The following is a 14,729-nucleotide window of genomic DNA, read 5'->3' as shown; positions in this document are numbered from 1 at the left end:
TGCTACAAAAATAATACCCAACAAAAAATGATTTTTATAAAAAACACCTTATTTTTTTGCTCTTTAACTTTAATTTTTTCAAGTTGTACTAAACAAGAAATAATACAAAAAATTAATTATACACTACCTTATAAATTTAATTATGAGATAGAAGACAAACTAGCCAAAGATTCTTTACCATGGAGATTCCAAATTGCAGCTTCTGATTATGCTTCAAAAGGAAATTATAAAGATGCCTTAAGGGTATGGGATTCCATTTTTCCTATAAGAGAAAGAACCTATACCTCAACTGAAATAGATTCTATAAAGAACTCTTTTACTCCAACTAATGCTCTAAATTTTATTACTTCTGAAGCTACAAAAACTCAAATTACCATTATTAACGAAGCTCATCATAGTTCGTTACACAGAAACTTTACCAAGCAGCTATTACAAAAACTATATAATCATGGATATAAACATTTAGGTTTAGAAGCTTTAGCTAATGGTAACGAAAAAGACATTGAACTCAACACTAGAAAATATCCTATTCAAACAACTGGTTACTATACTAAAGATCCACAATTCGGAGAACTAATTAGAGAAGCCTTATCTATAGGATTTCATGTTTTTGCATACGAACAAACCGCAGATAAAAATGGTAAAGAAAGAGAAATAGTGCAAGCAAAAAACATACAACAAGTAATTAACAAGTTTCCTAATGAAAAAATATTAATTCACTGTGGTTTTGATCACGCTTTAGAAGGTATTCATCAATCTTGGGAAAAAGCACTTGCCGAAAGATTAAAAGAATATACCAATATTGATCCGCTTACTATAAATCAAGTTTTTTATAGCGAGAAAAGCAATCCAAAATTCAATCACCCATTACTTAAAGTATTTAACATAAACGAGGCTACAGTTCTTATTAACAAAAAAGATAGAAAGCCTATGCCTTACATAAAAAAAGATTCTTGGAGCGACATTGCAGTACTACACCCTAACACAACTTTTGTTAACGAAAAAGCTAATTGGTTAAACAATCAAGTATCCTTAAACTTAAGTAACTACCAATTAACATACCCTATAATGGTTCTTGCTTACCTTAAAAACGAAGATATTTCTACTGCTGTTCCTGTAGACATCGTTGAATTAAAAGATAAAAACTCTTCTTGTTTTTTAAACTTAAAAAAGGGTGAATACAACATTGTAATTACCAATTCTAAAGATAGTTTTTTACTTCATAAAAAAATCAAATGAATTTTTTAAAAAATATTTTTATCGTTTTATTCTTAGTTAAAGTTAATTTTAGTTTTTCACAAAGTTTAAAAGAGAAAACTATAAATAGGTTTCATTTTAAAGAATACAAACTTTACAAACAAGAAGATACAATTCGTTTTTTACTCCATAAAAAAGAAAAATCAACTCCTAAAAATCTAGTTTTTTACCTACAAGGAACCTCTCCAATTCCCCAGTCCTTTTTCGGCATAAAAAAAACTAAAAAAGGATATAATTACATGCAGTATTTTCCTTCAGATTATGAATTATTGGACGAAAATTATGCTTTTGTTATAATAGGTTTACCAGGGGTACCATTAGTTGAGCACACAAAAAAAATGAATATTAAAAAGTATCACACTTTAAATTCTTTAAATTATCGAGTTTTTTTAGCCAATGAAGTAATTAATTATTTAACTAAAAACAATTCTAATTTAGAAAAAATAATTGTGTATGGTCATTCAGAAGGAGCTCCTGTCGCTGCGAAATTAGCTACAGTAAATAATAAAATAACTCACTTAGGTTTTTGGGGAGGAAATGCACTTCCTGATTTTTATGATTTCATTCTGTTTGAAAGTAGAAACATGCAAGCTAACAAAACCTCCTTAAAAAGATCTAACGATACTATTATGAAGATTATAAGTTCTTTTAAAAACATTGCCAGCGATTCTACAAACACCATCCCTTCTAATAAAAATGAAATATCAGAATATACTAATAAAAGATGGTGGAGTTATGCAGAACCACCCATTAACAACCTCATAAAATTAAATATCCCTATTTATGTACAAGCTGCCACAAATGATGAAAGCGTTGCTATTGAAAGTAATTATCTTATTCCTTTAGAATTTATACGACTTGGTAAAAACAACTTAACATTTAACATTTGTATAGGGTGCGATCATGGTTTTAATAAAACTATAAAAAATAAAAAAATTGATAAATGGTCTGGTATCTTTTTAAACTTTATTCAATGGACTAAACAAACACAATAAAAAACTAAATATCACCCTTTTTGGGTGAGAACAAAATCTTTAAAAAGGTTAATCTTTGTAAAAAATTTAACTCTTTAAAAATGAAAAAATTAATTTTAATTTCTTTTATAGCTTTAGGCTTGTTTTCTTGTAGTAAAGGTGATGATTCTCCAGAACAACCTAAAAATGTATATGTTGCAGGAGCTCAATTAGACAGTAATAATATTGCTGTTGCTAAAATATGGAAAAACGGAGTAGCTCAAAACCTTACTAATGGCACTAAACAAGCAAACGTTAGTTCTGTATATGTAACTAATACAGATATATATGCCGTTGGTTATCATACTAATGAAAACAACATATACGTTGCTACAGTATGGAAAAATGGAGTACCACAAAACCTTACCAATGGGGCTACATCTGCATATGCAAGCTCTGTTTATGTAGCTGGTACAGATGTGTATATTTCTGGTTACGAATTCAATGGAAACAAAGACGTTGCTAAAGTATGGAAAAACGGGGTAGCACAAAACCTTACTAATGGCACTAAAGCTGCATTTGCACGTTCTGTTTATGTAGCTGATTCTGATGTATATATTGTTGGTAGTGAAGAAAATGAAAGTTACACAAAAGTTGCTAAAGTATGGAAAAACGGAGTAGCACAAAACCTTACCAGTGGATCTAAACCTGCTGATGCTACTTCTGTTTATGTATCAGGCTCTGATGTATATGTTGTTGGTTTTGAGCGAAATGAAAGTAATATAACCATTGCTAAAGTATGGAAAAACGGAGTACCTCAAAACCTTACTAATGGCACTAAAGCTGCATTTGCAAGCTCTGTTTATGTATCAGGTTCTGATGTATATGTTGGGGGTTATGAACGTACTGAAAGTGGTAATTTTATTGCTAAGCTATGGAAAAACGGAGTAGCTCAAGACATTACAAATGGAGAAAACAGTGCTTCTTGTGAATCTATATATGTCTCAGGTTCAGATATATACGTTACATATACTGAATACATAGATGGTATAGGTATAATTAAACTATGGAAAAACGGTACAGTTACTGATATAACAGGTAGTACAGATGCTTATGCTTCTGCTGTTTTTGTTAAGTAAGTTTTGATACTATATATCAAATAAAAAGCTCGGTTTAAAACCGAGCTTTTTATTTTAATCTAAACTTTATTCTATAAGCTAAACAACCACAATAAAAACTAAATATCACCCTTTTTGGGTGAGAACAAAATCTTTAAAAAGGTTAATCTTTGTAAAAAATTTAACTCTTTAAAAATGAAAAAATTAATTTTAATTTCTTTTATAGCTTTAGGCTTGTTTTCTTGTAGTAAAGATGATGATTCTCCAGAACAACCTAAAAATGTATATATAGTAGGAGGGCAACATAACAGTAATAATACATCTATTGCCAAAATATGGAGAGATGGGGAAGCCCAAGACCTTACTGATGGTACGAGTTCTGCTCAGGCCACATCCATATATGTAACTGACACAGACACCTATGCAGCTGGTTATGAACGTAATGAAAACAACATAACCGTTGCTAAAGTATGGAAAAATGGTGTAGTACAAAACCTTACGAATGGAACTAGACAAGCTAGAGCTTATTCCATTTATGTGTCAGGAACTGATGTATATGTTGCTGGCAATGAATATAATGATACTAAAAGCGTTGCTACATTATGGAAAAATGGTGTAGCACAAAACCTTACGGATGGAACTAATCACTCATTTGCATACTCTGTTTACGTATCAGGTTCTGATGTATATGTAACTGGATATGAAGTGAACTCTAATGGCATAAGTATCGCTAAATTATGGAAAAACGGAGTAGCACAAAACCTTACCAATGGCACAAAATCTGCCAACGCTATTAGTGTTCATATAGCAGGCACAGATATATATGTTGCTGGTTATGAATCAAAAGAAAATTACACAACCGTTGCTACAGTATGGAAAAATGGCGTAGCACAAAACCTTACGGATGGTACTGAAAATGCACAAGCAAGATCTGTTTATGTATCAGGTTCAGACGTATATGTTGTTGGTAGAGAACACAACAATGATAACTATTCTATTAAATTATGGAAAAATGGAGTAGTTCAAAACATTACAAATGGAGAAAACAATGCTACCTTAGGTCAAAACTCTTTATATGTTTTAAAATCAGATATTTACATAACTTACAATGAAAATAACATAGATGGTATGGGTACTGTTAAGCTATGGAAAAATGGTACAGTAACTGATATAACAAATAATATAGATGCTTCTGCTTCTGGTATTTTTGTTAAGTAAGTTTTGGGTTAATTAAAAATAAAAAAACTCGAAGTTTTCACTTCGAGTTTTTTCTATTCTATTTTAACCTAAATTTCATTTCAATAGGAAAATGGTCTGATGCTTGTCCAAATTCATTCAGCACACTACCATCTACATATTCTATGGTATTTTCTGTATAAAAAATATAATCAATACGTTCTACCGGATCTTTAGTATCAAATGTGTTTTCTGGATTTTCAGTTAAAAATGCAGCATTTCCTACTCCACTCATTGTAAACATTTTCTGAATAATTGCTTTGTTATCTCTTGCTTTTGAATTAAAATCACCCAATAAAATTGTAGGGTACTCTTCTTTATATTTATTGAATAAACTCAACACATATTCAAACTGACGCACTCGTGTTGATTTATCAAAAGCCTCTAAATGTAGGTTTATCACAACCACTTCTTTTCCTTCTAAAACTACTTTTGTTATCTGTAGCAATCTATCTAAATACAAGGCGTCTCTATAAAAAGGATTATCAGCAACACGTTCTAATACTATTCGTTGGTAATCCTTGAGTTCATATTTACTTAAAATCGATTGTCCTGAAACTATTTTACCAAAATGCATACTTGGTGGCCAATAAGGAAAAGGCACATAGTGTTCATCCCAATTTACTCCTCTTGCAACATAATTATATCCTAGTTTAGCTATTTCTTCTTCCTGATTTACTTCATACGACCTTGCTGCATTATAATCTATCTCTTGGAAAGCCAATATATCAGGATTTACCTTTTGAATTTCTTTCACTACCTTCTTCAAATTTCCATCAAACAGTTCTTTAGGTTTTGCAACTGCTCGGTTATTGGTCATTCCACTTAAATAACCAATGTTATAAGTTACAATACTATAAATCGAATCATTATCAATTGTTGTATTATAATTATGAGTGATTATTTTAGCATATTCAGCTTCATCCATTGTCGGTGAAGAAGCCCAGAAAAAAAATACTGTAGCCAAACTAACGACTAACAATAAAATTCTTAAAACAACTCTAAAAATTGACTTCATCTAAATAAAAAAAATGTTAAAAATACTTTCAAATTTAAACTTTTTTAATCCAGAAAGGTCTTAGAGATGTAAATAATTACAAAAAATTAAATTTTAATAAACATGAAGAAATTACTAACAGTATTGGTTTTAGCGGTTGGATTTACCGTTACTACTCAAGCACAACAAGGAGATAAAGGTAAGCGTGAACAATTAACAGTAGAACAACAAACAGAGTTAAGGTTGAAAAAAATGACCTTAAAATTAGATTTAACTGATGCTCAACAAAAACAAATAAAACCTTTAATTGCAAAGCAAATTGCCGAAAGACAAGAAATGAGGGCTAAAAGAAAGGCAACAAAAGTAAGCGATAGCAAACCTACTACCGAAGAGCGCTATGCCATGAAAAACAAAATGCTAGATAAGCAGATTGCTTACAAAGCTGAAATGAAACGTATTTTAAATGAGCAACAATACGAACGTTTTGAGAAAATGGCTGCTAGAAAAATGAACAGACATAAAAAGAAGGGTGAGCATAAAAAGCACCGAATGAATAAAGCTCAAAAAGAAAATAATAACGATAAATAAATCGTTTATTAGTAGATTAGTTTTGATTGAAAAACCCCTGTTTTAAACATAAAACAGGGGTTTTGCTTTTTATTTATTCTTCCTTAAACCAACTTGAATATTTTACATAGTTATTGGCTATTCTATCAATTTCTCCTGAAATCAATTCTTGCGAGATATCTTTTACTTTTTTTGCAGGAACCCCAGCATACACACTTCCACTTTCAATATGAGTGTTTTTAGTTACGACAGCTCCTGCTGCTATAATAGAATTTGATTCTACCACACAATCATCCATAATAATACTTCCCATGCCTACCAATACATTATCATGAATCGTACATCCATGCACTAATGCATTATGCCCTATTGATACATTATTACCTATAGTGGTTGGTGATTTTTGATACGTAGCATGTATTACTGCACCGTCTTGTACATTTACTTTATCTCCCATTTTTATATAATGTACATCTCCACGAATTACCGCATTAAACCATACACTACACTCTTTTCCCATTTGCACATCCCCCACAATAGTAGCATTTTCTGCTACATAACAATCTTCTGGTATCTGTGGATGTTTTCCGTTTACTGGTTTTATTATTGGCATAAGTTTTTTTATTTAAAAAATGATAATAAATTGGCTTTTTTGGATGATGAAACTATAATTTCCTTTCCGTTTGACAGTATTACGCTTCCACCTTTCCCTTTCTTGTATTTTGTTATTTCATTTACGTTTACTAAAAACGATTTATGAATACGTGCAAAGGAATTATCTTTTAAGATATCTTCAAAATATTTAAGTGTTTTACTTACTAGTTTTTTAGAGTCTTTAAAATGTACTTCAGTGTAATTATCATCCGCCTTACAAAACACGATATCATAAATATTTACCACCTCAAAACCATCCTGTTGTGGTATGGTTATTTTACCATTAACAGCTGTAGTTTTGGGTGTTAAAATCGTATTCTCTAACTCATTTTCCTTTTCTTTAATTTCTGTAACTAAACTCACTGCTTTTATCAACTCATCAATTGAAATAGGTTTCAACAAATAATAGGTTGCTTGATTATTTAACGCTTCAATAGCATAATGATCGTATGCCGTTACAAACACTACTTCAAAAGTTTTATTTTCTACTTTTTCTAGCAAATCAAAAGCATTACCAAAAGGCATTTCTACATCTAAAAACACCAAGTCTAATTCGTGTTTTTCAATTAATTTTTGTGCTTCTTCAATATTACTTGCCTCCCCTAATAATTCAACATTTGGGCAATATTTAGCAATATAGTTTCGTAGAATATCTCTACTTATTTGTTCATCCTCAACAATAATTGCACTTATTTTCATAGTCTTATTTGTTTCTTTTTAAAATCAACTCAACCTTTGTTCCACTTCCATTTTCAAAAGCATTAGACACAGCAACAGTTATTCTATCTTGATACATATCATTTAAAATAGCTACTCTTTTTTTGATGGTACTCATTCCTTTTGATTTTTGCTTCAATTGATTTTTAGTTTTCATCTCTATTGATTTTTCTCTTCCAACACCATCATCTTCAATTAAAATTCTAATAGCATCGTTATCCTTTTTCGCCATAGAAATATTTAATTTTCCTTTTTCCTCCTTATATCTCAATCCATGCCAAATAGCATTTTCTATATACGGTTGTAATAACATAGGCGGAATCGAATATTCATCAAGCGGTATGCTTTTATCGATATCAATACTATAATCGAACTTATCTTTAAATCGGTTATGTTCTAATTTTACATACAACTCTAGCAATTCAATCTCTTTGGTTAACGGAATGAAATCTTCATCCGAATTTTCTAACACAGCACGCATCAGTGTCGAAAACTCCGATAAATATCTGTTAGCGCTTCGCTCATCACTTACTGCGATAAAGCTGTTTACTGAATTTAACGCATTAAAAATAAAATGCGGATTCATTTGTGAACGCATCGATTTTAATGCTAACAAATTATTGGCTAATTTTTGTTGCCTGTTGGTTCTAAACATAAAATACACCAACAAAATCATTAAGAAAAAACCTGCTATCAATGAATAAATAACCCATTGTTGACGCTTGTTACTCTCTTGAATCAATTGCTGGTCTTTATAGGCTAAACTAATTTTACTATCGGCTAACTCTTTATCTTTTTCTAAACTTGCTATTCTATTCTGATTATCTAAAATTCGTTTACTAAAGCGTTTTACTTGTTGAATTTCCTGTTCTTTTCGTGAATACAACGTATCTACTAGCGTAACATAATCTTGGTACGTTTTTAACGCTTTTGTATAATCTCCAACGGTTTCATATACTTCCGAAAGCCTTTTGGTTGCGTCTTTTTGAATGATGAGATCTTCATTTTTATCGGCATCTTCAATACTCTTTTTTAAATACGGAATCGCCTGATTGTACTCTGCTTTTTGCATGTACGCATTTCCTATTTTATAATTGATTTTTTGCGAGGTTATTGAATCTACCAAAGACTCATTATTTTCAGCTTCAACAGGTGGTATATCTTCTGCTTCTTTCAAACTCTCTTTTCGAAGTTGAATTTCTTCATCATATCGCTGAGACTGATTGTAAAAATCAGCTACTTTTTGCTGTTCCTTTAACGATCTTTTTTTGTTTTCTTCTGATGCCAGTCTTAATGAATTTTGATAGTAGCCATCTGCTTTTTGAGTATTTCCTTGCGCAGCATATACTTCTGCTAGCTTAGAATTTAAATCTGTTATTTTAGGTGTTATTAAATTCGCTTTAGCTATCTCTAAAGCTTTTTGATAGTTATTTTTAGCTTGATCAAAGTTTTTTTGAATCATGTACACATCTCCCAACCCTTGATATGCTGTTAATTGCTGATAACTGTTCAACTTACCATTCAAAGTCCTTTTATAGTTTTCTTCACTATCCTTATAATTTTTAGCTAAATAGGCTGTTTTAGCTAGTTGTAATCGAACAACAGGGTTGTTAACTTGACGTAAAGACGTTTGATAATTCTCAATAGCTAAATCATACTGTTTCCAATAAAAATATACATCTGCCAGTTCTTTATAAGTGATAGCTTGTCTATTTTTGGAAGAAGCATCTAGCAGCATTTTCTCTATAAATGACAAGCTCTTATCAATGTCTTTCTTTTTGTAAAATTGAACAGAATCTAAATATTGAGGATACAAACTCACTCGCTCTTTTTGACTATAGGGGCTTAATTTCGTTTTTTTCTTAGGGACAAAACCTTCTACTTGCACCTTTATATCTTCATCATCTTTAATCGTATACAAAATTGTTTCAAAACCAGAATGCGACACCATTAATTGATCTCCTGCTCTGGCTTTAACAGTATAGTCTCCTTTAATGTTTGAATAATAAAATACTCGTCCGTTAACTTCAACTCTCGCATCTTTAATGGGTTGCTGCGTTTCATTATTAACCACTTGGACTTTTACCGAAAATTCTTTCGATGTTTTACTCTCTATTTGAGAGAATGCAGTTGAAAAACTCAGTAAAAAAACTACAAATACTATGTAATAAATCTTATTCATTCTTTATTTCTTACTGTAAACATACTCACAAAAAGCCATACAAAAAAACGTGTTCCCTATCAAAATACTATAAAAAACAATCAAAAAACACCCTTTACTCATTTGCTTAATCATTTTACTAAATCAAACTAATAGTTTACTCATTCTCGATTTTTTAAGAAAAAAGTTGGAAGTAGTTTTGAATAGAAATTAACCACAATCAAACTTTAAAATCCAATGAATAACTAAAAACAAAAAATTATGAAAACGCAAGCTTTAAAAGTATTCTTCATTTGCTTATTATTAGCAACAAACACCTACGCAAATGATTATCAACCTACAAGAAAAGTAAAAAAACAAACTGTTAAAGTTGCCCTATTACTAGATACGAGTAATAGTATGGACGGACTTATTAACCAAGCAAAAGCTCAGTTATGGGAAATTGTAAACGAACTATCATACGCTAAGAGCAACGGAGTTACACCAAATTTAGAAATCGCATTGTATGAATATGGAAATTCAAACTTATCTTCTAGAGAAGGATATATTCGACAGGTCTTACAATTCACCAGTGATTTAGATGAAATTTCTGAAAACTTATTTTCTTTAAGTACAAATGGAGGAAGTGAGTATTGCGGACAAGTAATTCAAACTTCATTAAACGAATTAGACTGGGGAGCTAACAACCGTGATTTAAAAATGATTTTTATTGCCGGAAATGAACCTTTTACACAAGGAAAAGTTAATTACAAAGACGCTATTACCGATGCCAAAGAAAAAGATATTATAGTAAACACCATTTTTTGTGGTGATTATAACCAAGGAATTTCAGGAATGTGGCAAGATGGAGCTTTTTATGGTGGTGGAGACTATATGACCATTAATCAAAATAAACATATTGTGCACATTGTTACTCCGTACGATAACGATATTATCATTTTAAACAAACGATTAAACGATACTTACATTCACTATGGTTCTTACGGATACTCTAAATACAGCAATCAAGCAAAGCAAGACATGAATGCAGAAAGTTTAGATGAAGCAGTAGTAGTAAAGCGTGCAGTAACTAAAAGCTCAAAATTGTACAATAATGCTGAATGGGATTTGGTAGATGCTTCAGAGGAAAAAGAAATTGACTACAGCACATTAAAAAAGAAACAACTTCCTAAACAGTTACAAAACAAATCTGCCAAAGAAATTAAAGTATATGTTGAAAAGAAACGTAAAGAACGTACTGAAATTCAACAAAAAATTCAAGAATTAAATAAGAAAAGAAAAGTATATGTTACTAAAAAGCAACAAGAAAACACTAAGAAAAATGAATTAGAAAGTGTAATGATTAACGCTATTAAAAAGCAAGCGAAAAAGAAAAATTACTCTTGGTAATTTGATTGGGGTTTAGTTTGATTGAAGCGGAGCATTGCTCCGCTTTTTTATTTTACCAACAAGTCTTGACCAACACTAATAGTGTTATCGCTTAACCCGTTTACCTCTTTTAATCGTTGTACTGAAATGTTATATCTTCTTGAAATAGAATACAATGTATCTCCTTTTTGTACTTTATGAGATTCTTCTTTGTAGCTTGGTGTTTTAGAAGCTAGTGATCCATCAGGTTTAACTCTATCATATTGAGATAAATTGTATTTATTAATAATAGAAATCAACTTTTGCGGATATCTTTTATCCGTAGCATAGCCTGCTTTTTTCAAACCATACGCCCAACCTTTGTAATCGGTGTGTCTAAGTTTAAACAAACTTGCGTAACGGCTACGCGTTAATAAAAACTGTGAATGATCTTCGTACGATGTTTCTGGATATTTATATTTTCTAAAACATTCTCCTTTTTCATCATCATCGTGAGTTACACTATGCCCTTGCCAACCTCTATGACATTTAATTCCGAAGTGATTGTTAGAACGAAGTGCTAATGCGCTTCTACCACTTCCTGATTCTAATACTCCTTGTGCTAACGTAATACTAGCAGGAATACCGTGTTCGTGCATTTTTTTAACCGCAATCGGTGCAAACTTTTGAATATACGTTTCTGTATGATTTGTAGTTGTTGCTACTGGTCGCTTAATCTGCTCTAATTGTGGTAACTCAGGAGCCTTTTCTTCTTTAGTCTCCAATACTACTTGATTAGGTGTAGATCTTGCTACATTTTTACCTGAACCACAACTTGCCAATACCGCAGCGCATGCCGCTAAAAAAACTACTCTTACTTTCATTAAACCTTGATTAACTCTTGATTTTTATTCTTTAATTTCTGATTTACTCCGTCAATTCCTTGTAAACCTCCTGTATGGATTGCCAAAACTTTGCTGTTTACAGGAAATTCATCTTTCGAAACCAAATCTATAATTCCATATAGCAGTTTTCCTGTATAAATTGGATCTAACGGAATATCTGTTTGCTCTTTAAATTCGTTTACAAAACGAATTAATTCCGGAGTATATTTTCCATAACCTCCAAAATGATAGTCAGTTTGCAAATTCCAATTTGTATTCCCTTTTACAAAAGGCTTAATCTCATCTACTAAAAAATCACCTTTCAATGCAGGAAAACCTATCACTTTTTGATGTTTCTTAGCTGAATTTATCAATCCAGAAATGGTTCCACCAGTACCAACTGCACAACAAATATAATTGAATTTTTCATCTTCATTTGTTAAAATCTCTTCACAGCCTTGTACCGCTAATACATTCGTTCCTCCTTCTGGAACTAAGTAAAAATCACCAAACTCATTTTTTAATTGATTGATAAAATCTTCGGAAGTTTTGTTTCGATAGGTATCTCTTGACACAAACTGGAACTCCATTCCGTTGTCGTGTGCATTTTTCAACGTTGCATTTTGAGAAAGTGTTTTCATCAAATCCTTCCCTAATTCATCACCTCTAATAATTCCGATGGTTTTAAATCCAGCTATTTTTCCTGCAGCTGCAGTAGCAGCAATATGGTTTGAAAAAGCGCCTCCAAAGGTTAATAAAACCTCTTTTCCTTGTCGTTCTGCTTCTTCAATATTGTATTTGAGTTTTCTGAATTTATTCCCTGAAACAAACGGATGAATGGTGTCTTCTCTTTTTAGAAACAATTCAATTCCTTTTGAAGCTAAAATAGGTAAGTGAATTTGTTGATTTACTGGTATGGGAATTTCTAATTGAAAAAGCATTGTAAAAAGTTATCAGCACAAAAATAAGGCTTTAATCTATTTCTAACTTATATCCTACCCCGTGAATATTGGTTATTTTTATAGAAGTATCGTCTTTTAATTTTTTTCTGAGTTTAGAAATATAGGTATCTAAACTTCTTCCTACCACAACGCCGTTTTCTTCCCAAACCTTTTTCATCAACTCTTCCCTTTTAATTACTTCGTTGGGTCTGTGAATAAAAATAGTTAATAACTCACACTCTTTATTAGATAACGGAATTTCTTCTGCTTCCTTAAGCAACTTATTTTGTTCAGGATAAAACATAAATTTCCCCAAGCTTTGCGAATTGTTAGAACCTGTGTCGACAACTGCTTTTCTTTTCTTTTTTTGATACACCCCAAAGCCTAAAACCGAAATTATAAGCAAAAATCCGTAGAAAAAATATTGAGTATTATTTTCATTTTTAAAAAACTGAACTTCTATAAAATAACAATTGGTAGGCAACACTCTTCCTTTACAAGGCACAATAGCATTTTCTTCACTCTGCAACATTTCGTAGCTGTAAGCTACTTCATCATTTAAACATTCTTTTACCTCTATACGATAGTTAGCAGGTAATTCTGATTGAGAAAAACTTCTTTTTACAATCGACACCAAACTATCGGGTGTTACCTGTAAATTACTTTGAAAAGTTAACTGATGTTTATACTTACTTAGTTCATTTATAGGCAGCACCAGTGAGGTAGAATCTTGATTGGTTAACAACAATTGATGCCCTACATTTCGAAGCGAAACTTTTACTTTTTCGGTAAAACCTTCATTCTTTTTACAAGAAATAAATTGTGTTGCAATTAAAAATATACTTATGTAAAAAATAACTCTCTTGCTCATACAACTTACAAATAACACATTTTTTCTCTTTATTTTAAGAGAATTGACATTTCTTTTACACTTTTTGACATTTTTTACCACTCGTCATTCCGACTAGAGGAAAACACTTACTGTTATTTCAACTGCAAGGAGAAATCTCATTAATAAAAGTAACTCACAACCTTAAGATTTCTCAGTCGCTCATAAAATCGCTTATTCGAAATGACATTATTTTACTATATTTAAACTCGAAAATTGAAATGGAATAAAATTGCTGAAATCTCCTCTTATCACATTATAATACAGGGATAACAAAACTTTTATTTCTTATATAACGAGTTGGCAAACATATGAAAAGACACCTACTTACTTCGATATTTGTTCTGATTTTGATAGTTTCTTGTAAACAAAAAGAAAATAAAAAAGCGGTATCAATTGAACAAAAACCGACAACTGAATTAAAAGCTGAACCAAAAAAGCCGATTGAGGAAATTAATATTTCTGAACAGTATTTTGAAAATGATAGTTTGCGGAATATACTGGAATCTGAATTAGATGAATTAGCTCTGAATCCAAAGTTTGAATTAAAAACTGAACCGAAAATAAACACGCACGACCAGACAATAACTGACACGATTAAAACTCGGACTTTTGAGCAGAATAAAATCTATTCTTATAAATATCAAGAAAGAGAATGGGTTTATTCAGCGAAAATTAGAAGTTCGGAATTTAAGTTTTTGGATTCCATCAAAATTGGAGTAAAAAAACAGGCTCTTGAAAACATATTAAAATCGGAATTGGAGTCTGATTTAATAAAAATCGGAGATTTAGAAAACACTTCCGTTTTCATTTTTACATTTGAAAACGACACGTTAAAAACAATTGATTATCAAGGCTACGTGGATTAAAAATACGTTTGCCAACACCGTGTAAAAACAATTGCTTGGTTCTAGCCTACTCGGAAAATCCTACGGATTTTCCTCTGGTTTGTTCCATTTTTAGTAAGTTAGTTGCTCGCACACGCAACTATCCTTACACATAAACGTT

The 14,729-nt window shown here is 31.2% G+C and carries 14 protein-coding genes; 7 read left to right on the top strand and 7 right to left on the bottom strand.

Going from position 1 to position 14,729, the window contains the following annotated elements; genetic code table 11:
• Positions 1-27 precede the first annotated feature (27 nt).
• From N534_RS0100105 to N534_RS0100090, 4 genes are all read left to right on the top strand, one after another.
• Positions 28-1,239, top strand: coding sequence for a hypothetical protein (locus N534_RS0100105; protein WP_028890533.1), 1,212 nt, complete (start codon positions 28-30; stop codon positions 1,237-1,239).
• A complete protein-coding gene (locus tag N534_RS14165) occupies positions 1,236-2,252 on the top strand; it encodes an alpha/beta hydrolase (protein ID WP_051435798.1) in 1,017 nt (338 codons plus the stop codon). The genes N534_RS0100105 and N534_RS14165 overlap by 4 nt, the downstream gene beginning before the upstream one ends.
• An 80-nt stretch (positions 2,253-2,332) precedes the next feature.
• Entirely contained in the window at positions 2,333-3,349 is a 1,017-nt protein-coding gene (locus N534_RS0100095; RefSeq protein ID WP_028890532.1) for a hypothetical protein, read from the top strand.
• A gap of 174 nt (positions 3,350-3,523) precedes the next feature.
• Positions 3,524-4,546, top strand: a complete 1,023-nt coding sequence (locus tag N534_RS0100090) for a hypothetical protein (RefSeq protein ID WP_028890531.1) — start codon at positions 3,524-3,526, stop codon at positions 4,544-4,546.
• A gap of 58 nt (positions 4,547-4,604) precedes the next feature.
• Here N534_RS0100090 and N534_RS0100085 read toward each other — a convergent pair whose 3' ends face one another.
• Complete coding sequence (locus N534_RS0100085) at positions 4,605-5,582, bottom strand: endonuclease/exonuclease/phosphatase family protein (protein ID WP_028890530.1); 978 nt, start codon at positions 5,580-5,582, stop codon at positions 4,605-4,607.
• A 102-nt stretch (positions 5,583-5,684) separates the two neighbouring features.
• Between N534_RS0100085 and N534_RS0100080 the strand changes: the two genes are divergently transcribed.
• A complete protein-coding gene (locus N534_RS0100080) occupies positions 5,685-6,149 on the top strand; it encodes a Spy/CpxP family protein refolding chaperone (RefSeq protein ID WP_028890529.1) in 465 nt (154 codons plus the stop codon).
• A 73-nt stretch (positions 6,150-6,222) separates the two neighbouring features.
• Here the strand turns inward: N534_RS0100080 and N534_RS0100075 are convergent, their stop codons facing one another.
• The 3 genes from N534_RS0100075 to N534_RS0100065 are packed head-to-tail and all read right to left on the bottom strand — an operon-like array spanning position 6,223 to position 9,681.
• Positions 6,223-6,741 carry a gamma carbonic anhydrase family protein gene (locus N534_RS0100075; RefSeq protein ID WP_028890528.1) on the bottom strand — a complete coding sequence of 173 codons (519 nt, stop codon included), beginning with the start codon at positions 6,739-6,741 and terminating at the stop codon, positions 6,223-6,225.
• Between the two features lie 8 nt (positions 6,742-6,749).
• The gene (locus N534_RS0100070) at positions 6,750-7,481 is read right to left on the bottom strand and encodes a LytTR family DNA-binding domain-containing protein (RefSeq protein ID WP_028890527.1); all 732 of its coding nucleotides are present in this window, start codon (positions 7,479-7,481) and stop codon (positions 6,750-6,752) included.
• A 4-nt stretch (positions 7,482-7,485) separates the two neighbouring features.
• The gene (locus N534_RS0100065) at positions 7,486-9,681 is read right to left on the bottom strand and encodes a tetratricopeptide repeat protein (protein WP_028890526.1); all 2,196 of its coding nucleotides are present in this window, start codon (positions 9,679-9,681) and stop codon (positions 7,486-7,488) included.
• Between the two features lie 240 nt (positions 9,682-9,921).
• Here N534_RS0100065 and N534_RS14160 point away from each other — a divergent pair, with 240 nt between their 5' ends.
• Positions 9,922-11,049 carry a hypothetical protein gene (locus N534_RS14160; protein ID WP_051435797.1) on the top strand — a complete coding sequence of 376 codons (1,128 nt, stop codon included), beginning with the start codon at positions 9,922-9,924 and terminating at the stop codon, positions 11,047-11,049.
• A gap of 47 nt (positions 11,050-11,096) precedes the next feature.
• Here the strand turns inward: N534_RS14160 and N534_RS0100055 are convergent, their stop codons facing one another.
• From N534_RS0100055 to N534_RS0100045, 3 genes are read right to left on the bottom strand one after another with little or no spacing between them, the layout of a single operon-like run.
• On the bottom strand, positions 11,097-11,891 hold the full coding sequence (locus N534_RS0100055) for a glucosaminidase domain-containing protein (protein WP_028890525.1): 795 nt from the start codon (positions 11,889-11,891) through the stop codon (positions 11,097-11,099).
• Entirely contained in the window at positions 11,891-12,832 is a 942-nt protein-coding gene (locus tag N534_RS0100050) for a 1-aminocyclopropane-1-carboxylate deaminase/D-cysteine desulfhydrase (protein ID WP_028890524.1), read from the bottom strand. The genes N534_RS0100055 and N534_RS0100050 overlap by 1 nt, the downstream gene beginning before the upstream one ends.
• A gap of 31 nt (positions 12,833-12,863) precedes the next feature.
• Positions 12,864-13,703: a winged helix-turn-helix domain-containing protein gene (locus N534_RS0100045; RefSeq protein ID WP_038005119.1), complete on the bottom strand. Its 840-nt coding sequence runs from the start codon at positions 13,701-13,703 to the stop codon at positions 12,864-12,866.
• A gap of 329 nt (positions 13,704-14,032) precedes the next feature.
• On the opposite strand from N534_RS0100045, the gene N534_RS0100040 reads away from it, so the two are divergent.
• Positions 14,033-14,590 carry a hypothetical protein gene (locus N534_RS0100040; protein ID WP_028890522.1) on the top strand — a complete coding sequence of 186 codons (558 nt, stop codon included), beginning with the start codon at positions 14,033-14,035 and terminating at the stop codon, positions 14,588-14,590.
• Positions 14,591-14,729: the final 139 nt, after the last annotated feature.

It is taken from the genome of Tenacibaculum sp. 47A_GOM-205m (assembly GCF_000518405.1).
In the GTDB taxonomy this organism is placed as follows: domain Bacteria; phylum Bacteroidota; class Bacteroidia; order Flavobacteriales; family Flavobacteriaceae; genus Polaribacter; species Polaribacter lutimaris.
The sequence above is the reverse complement of the archived record's forward strand: the minus strand, read 5'-3'. Positions and strand labels throughout refer to the sequence as shown.

Bases quoted from the DNA above. Each gene is read 5' to 3' on its own strand.
- N534_RS0100065 (WP_028890526.1), bottom strand. From the start codon at position 9,681: ATGAATAAGATTTATTACATAGTATTTGTAGTTTTTTTACTGAGTTTT.
- N534_RS0100040 (WP_028890522.1), top strand. From the start codon at position 14,033: ATGAAAAGACACCTACTTACTTCGATATTTGTTCTGATTTTGATAGTT.
- N534_RS0100070 (WP_028890527.1), bottom strand. From the start codon at position 7,481: ATGAAAATAAGTGCAATTATTGTTGAGGATGAACAAATAAGTAGAGAT.
- N534_RS0100045 (WP_038005119.1), bottom strand. From the start codon at position 13,703: ATGAGCAAGAGAGTTATTTTTTACATAAGTATATTTTTAATTGCAACA.
- N534_RS0100080 (WP_028890529.1), top strand. From the start codon at position 5,685: ATGAAGAAATTACTAACAGTATTGGTTTTAGCGGTTGGATTTACCGTT.
- N534_RS0100090 (WP_028890531.1), top strand. From the start codon at position 3,524: ATGAAAAAATTAATTTTAATTTCTTTTATAGCTTTAGGCTTGTTTTCT.
- N534_RS0100105 (WP_028890533.1), top strand. From the start codon at position 28: ATGATTTTTATAAAAAACACCTTATTTTTTTGCTCTTTAACTTTAATT.
- N534_RS0100050 (WP_028890524.1), bottom strand. From the start codon at position 12,832: ATGCTTTTTCAATTAGAAATTCCCATACCAGTAAATCAACAAATTCAC.
- N534_RS14165 (WP_051435798.1), top strand. From the start codon at position 1,236: ATGAATTTTTTAAAAAATATTTTTATCGTTTTATTCTTAGTTAAAGTT.
- N534_RS0100075 (WP_028890528.1), bottom strand. From the start codon at position 6,741: ATGCCAATAATAAAACCAGTAAACGGAAAACATCCACAGATACCAGAA.
- N534_RS0100095 (WP_028890532.1), top strand. From the start codon at position 2,333: ATGAAAAAATTAATTTTAATTTCTTTTATAGCTTTAGGCTTGTTTTCT.
- N534_RS0100085 (WP_028890530.1), bottom strand. From the start codon at position 5,582: ATGAAGTCAATTTTTAGAGTTGTTTTAAGAATTTTATTGTTAGTCGTT.
- N534_RS14160 (WP_051435797.1), top strand. From the start codon at position 9,922: ATGAAAACGCAAGCTTTAAAAGTATTCTTCATTTGCTTATTATTAGCA.
- N534_RS0100055 (WP_028890525.1), bottom strand. From the start codon at position 11,891: ATGAAAGTAAGAGTAGTTTTTTTAGCGGCATGCGCTGCGGTATTGGCA.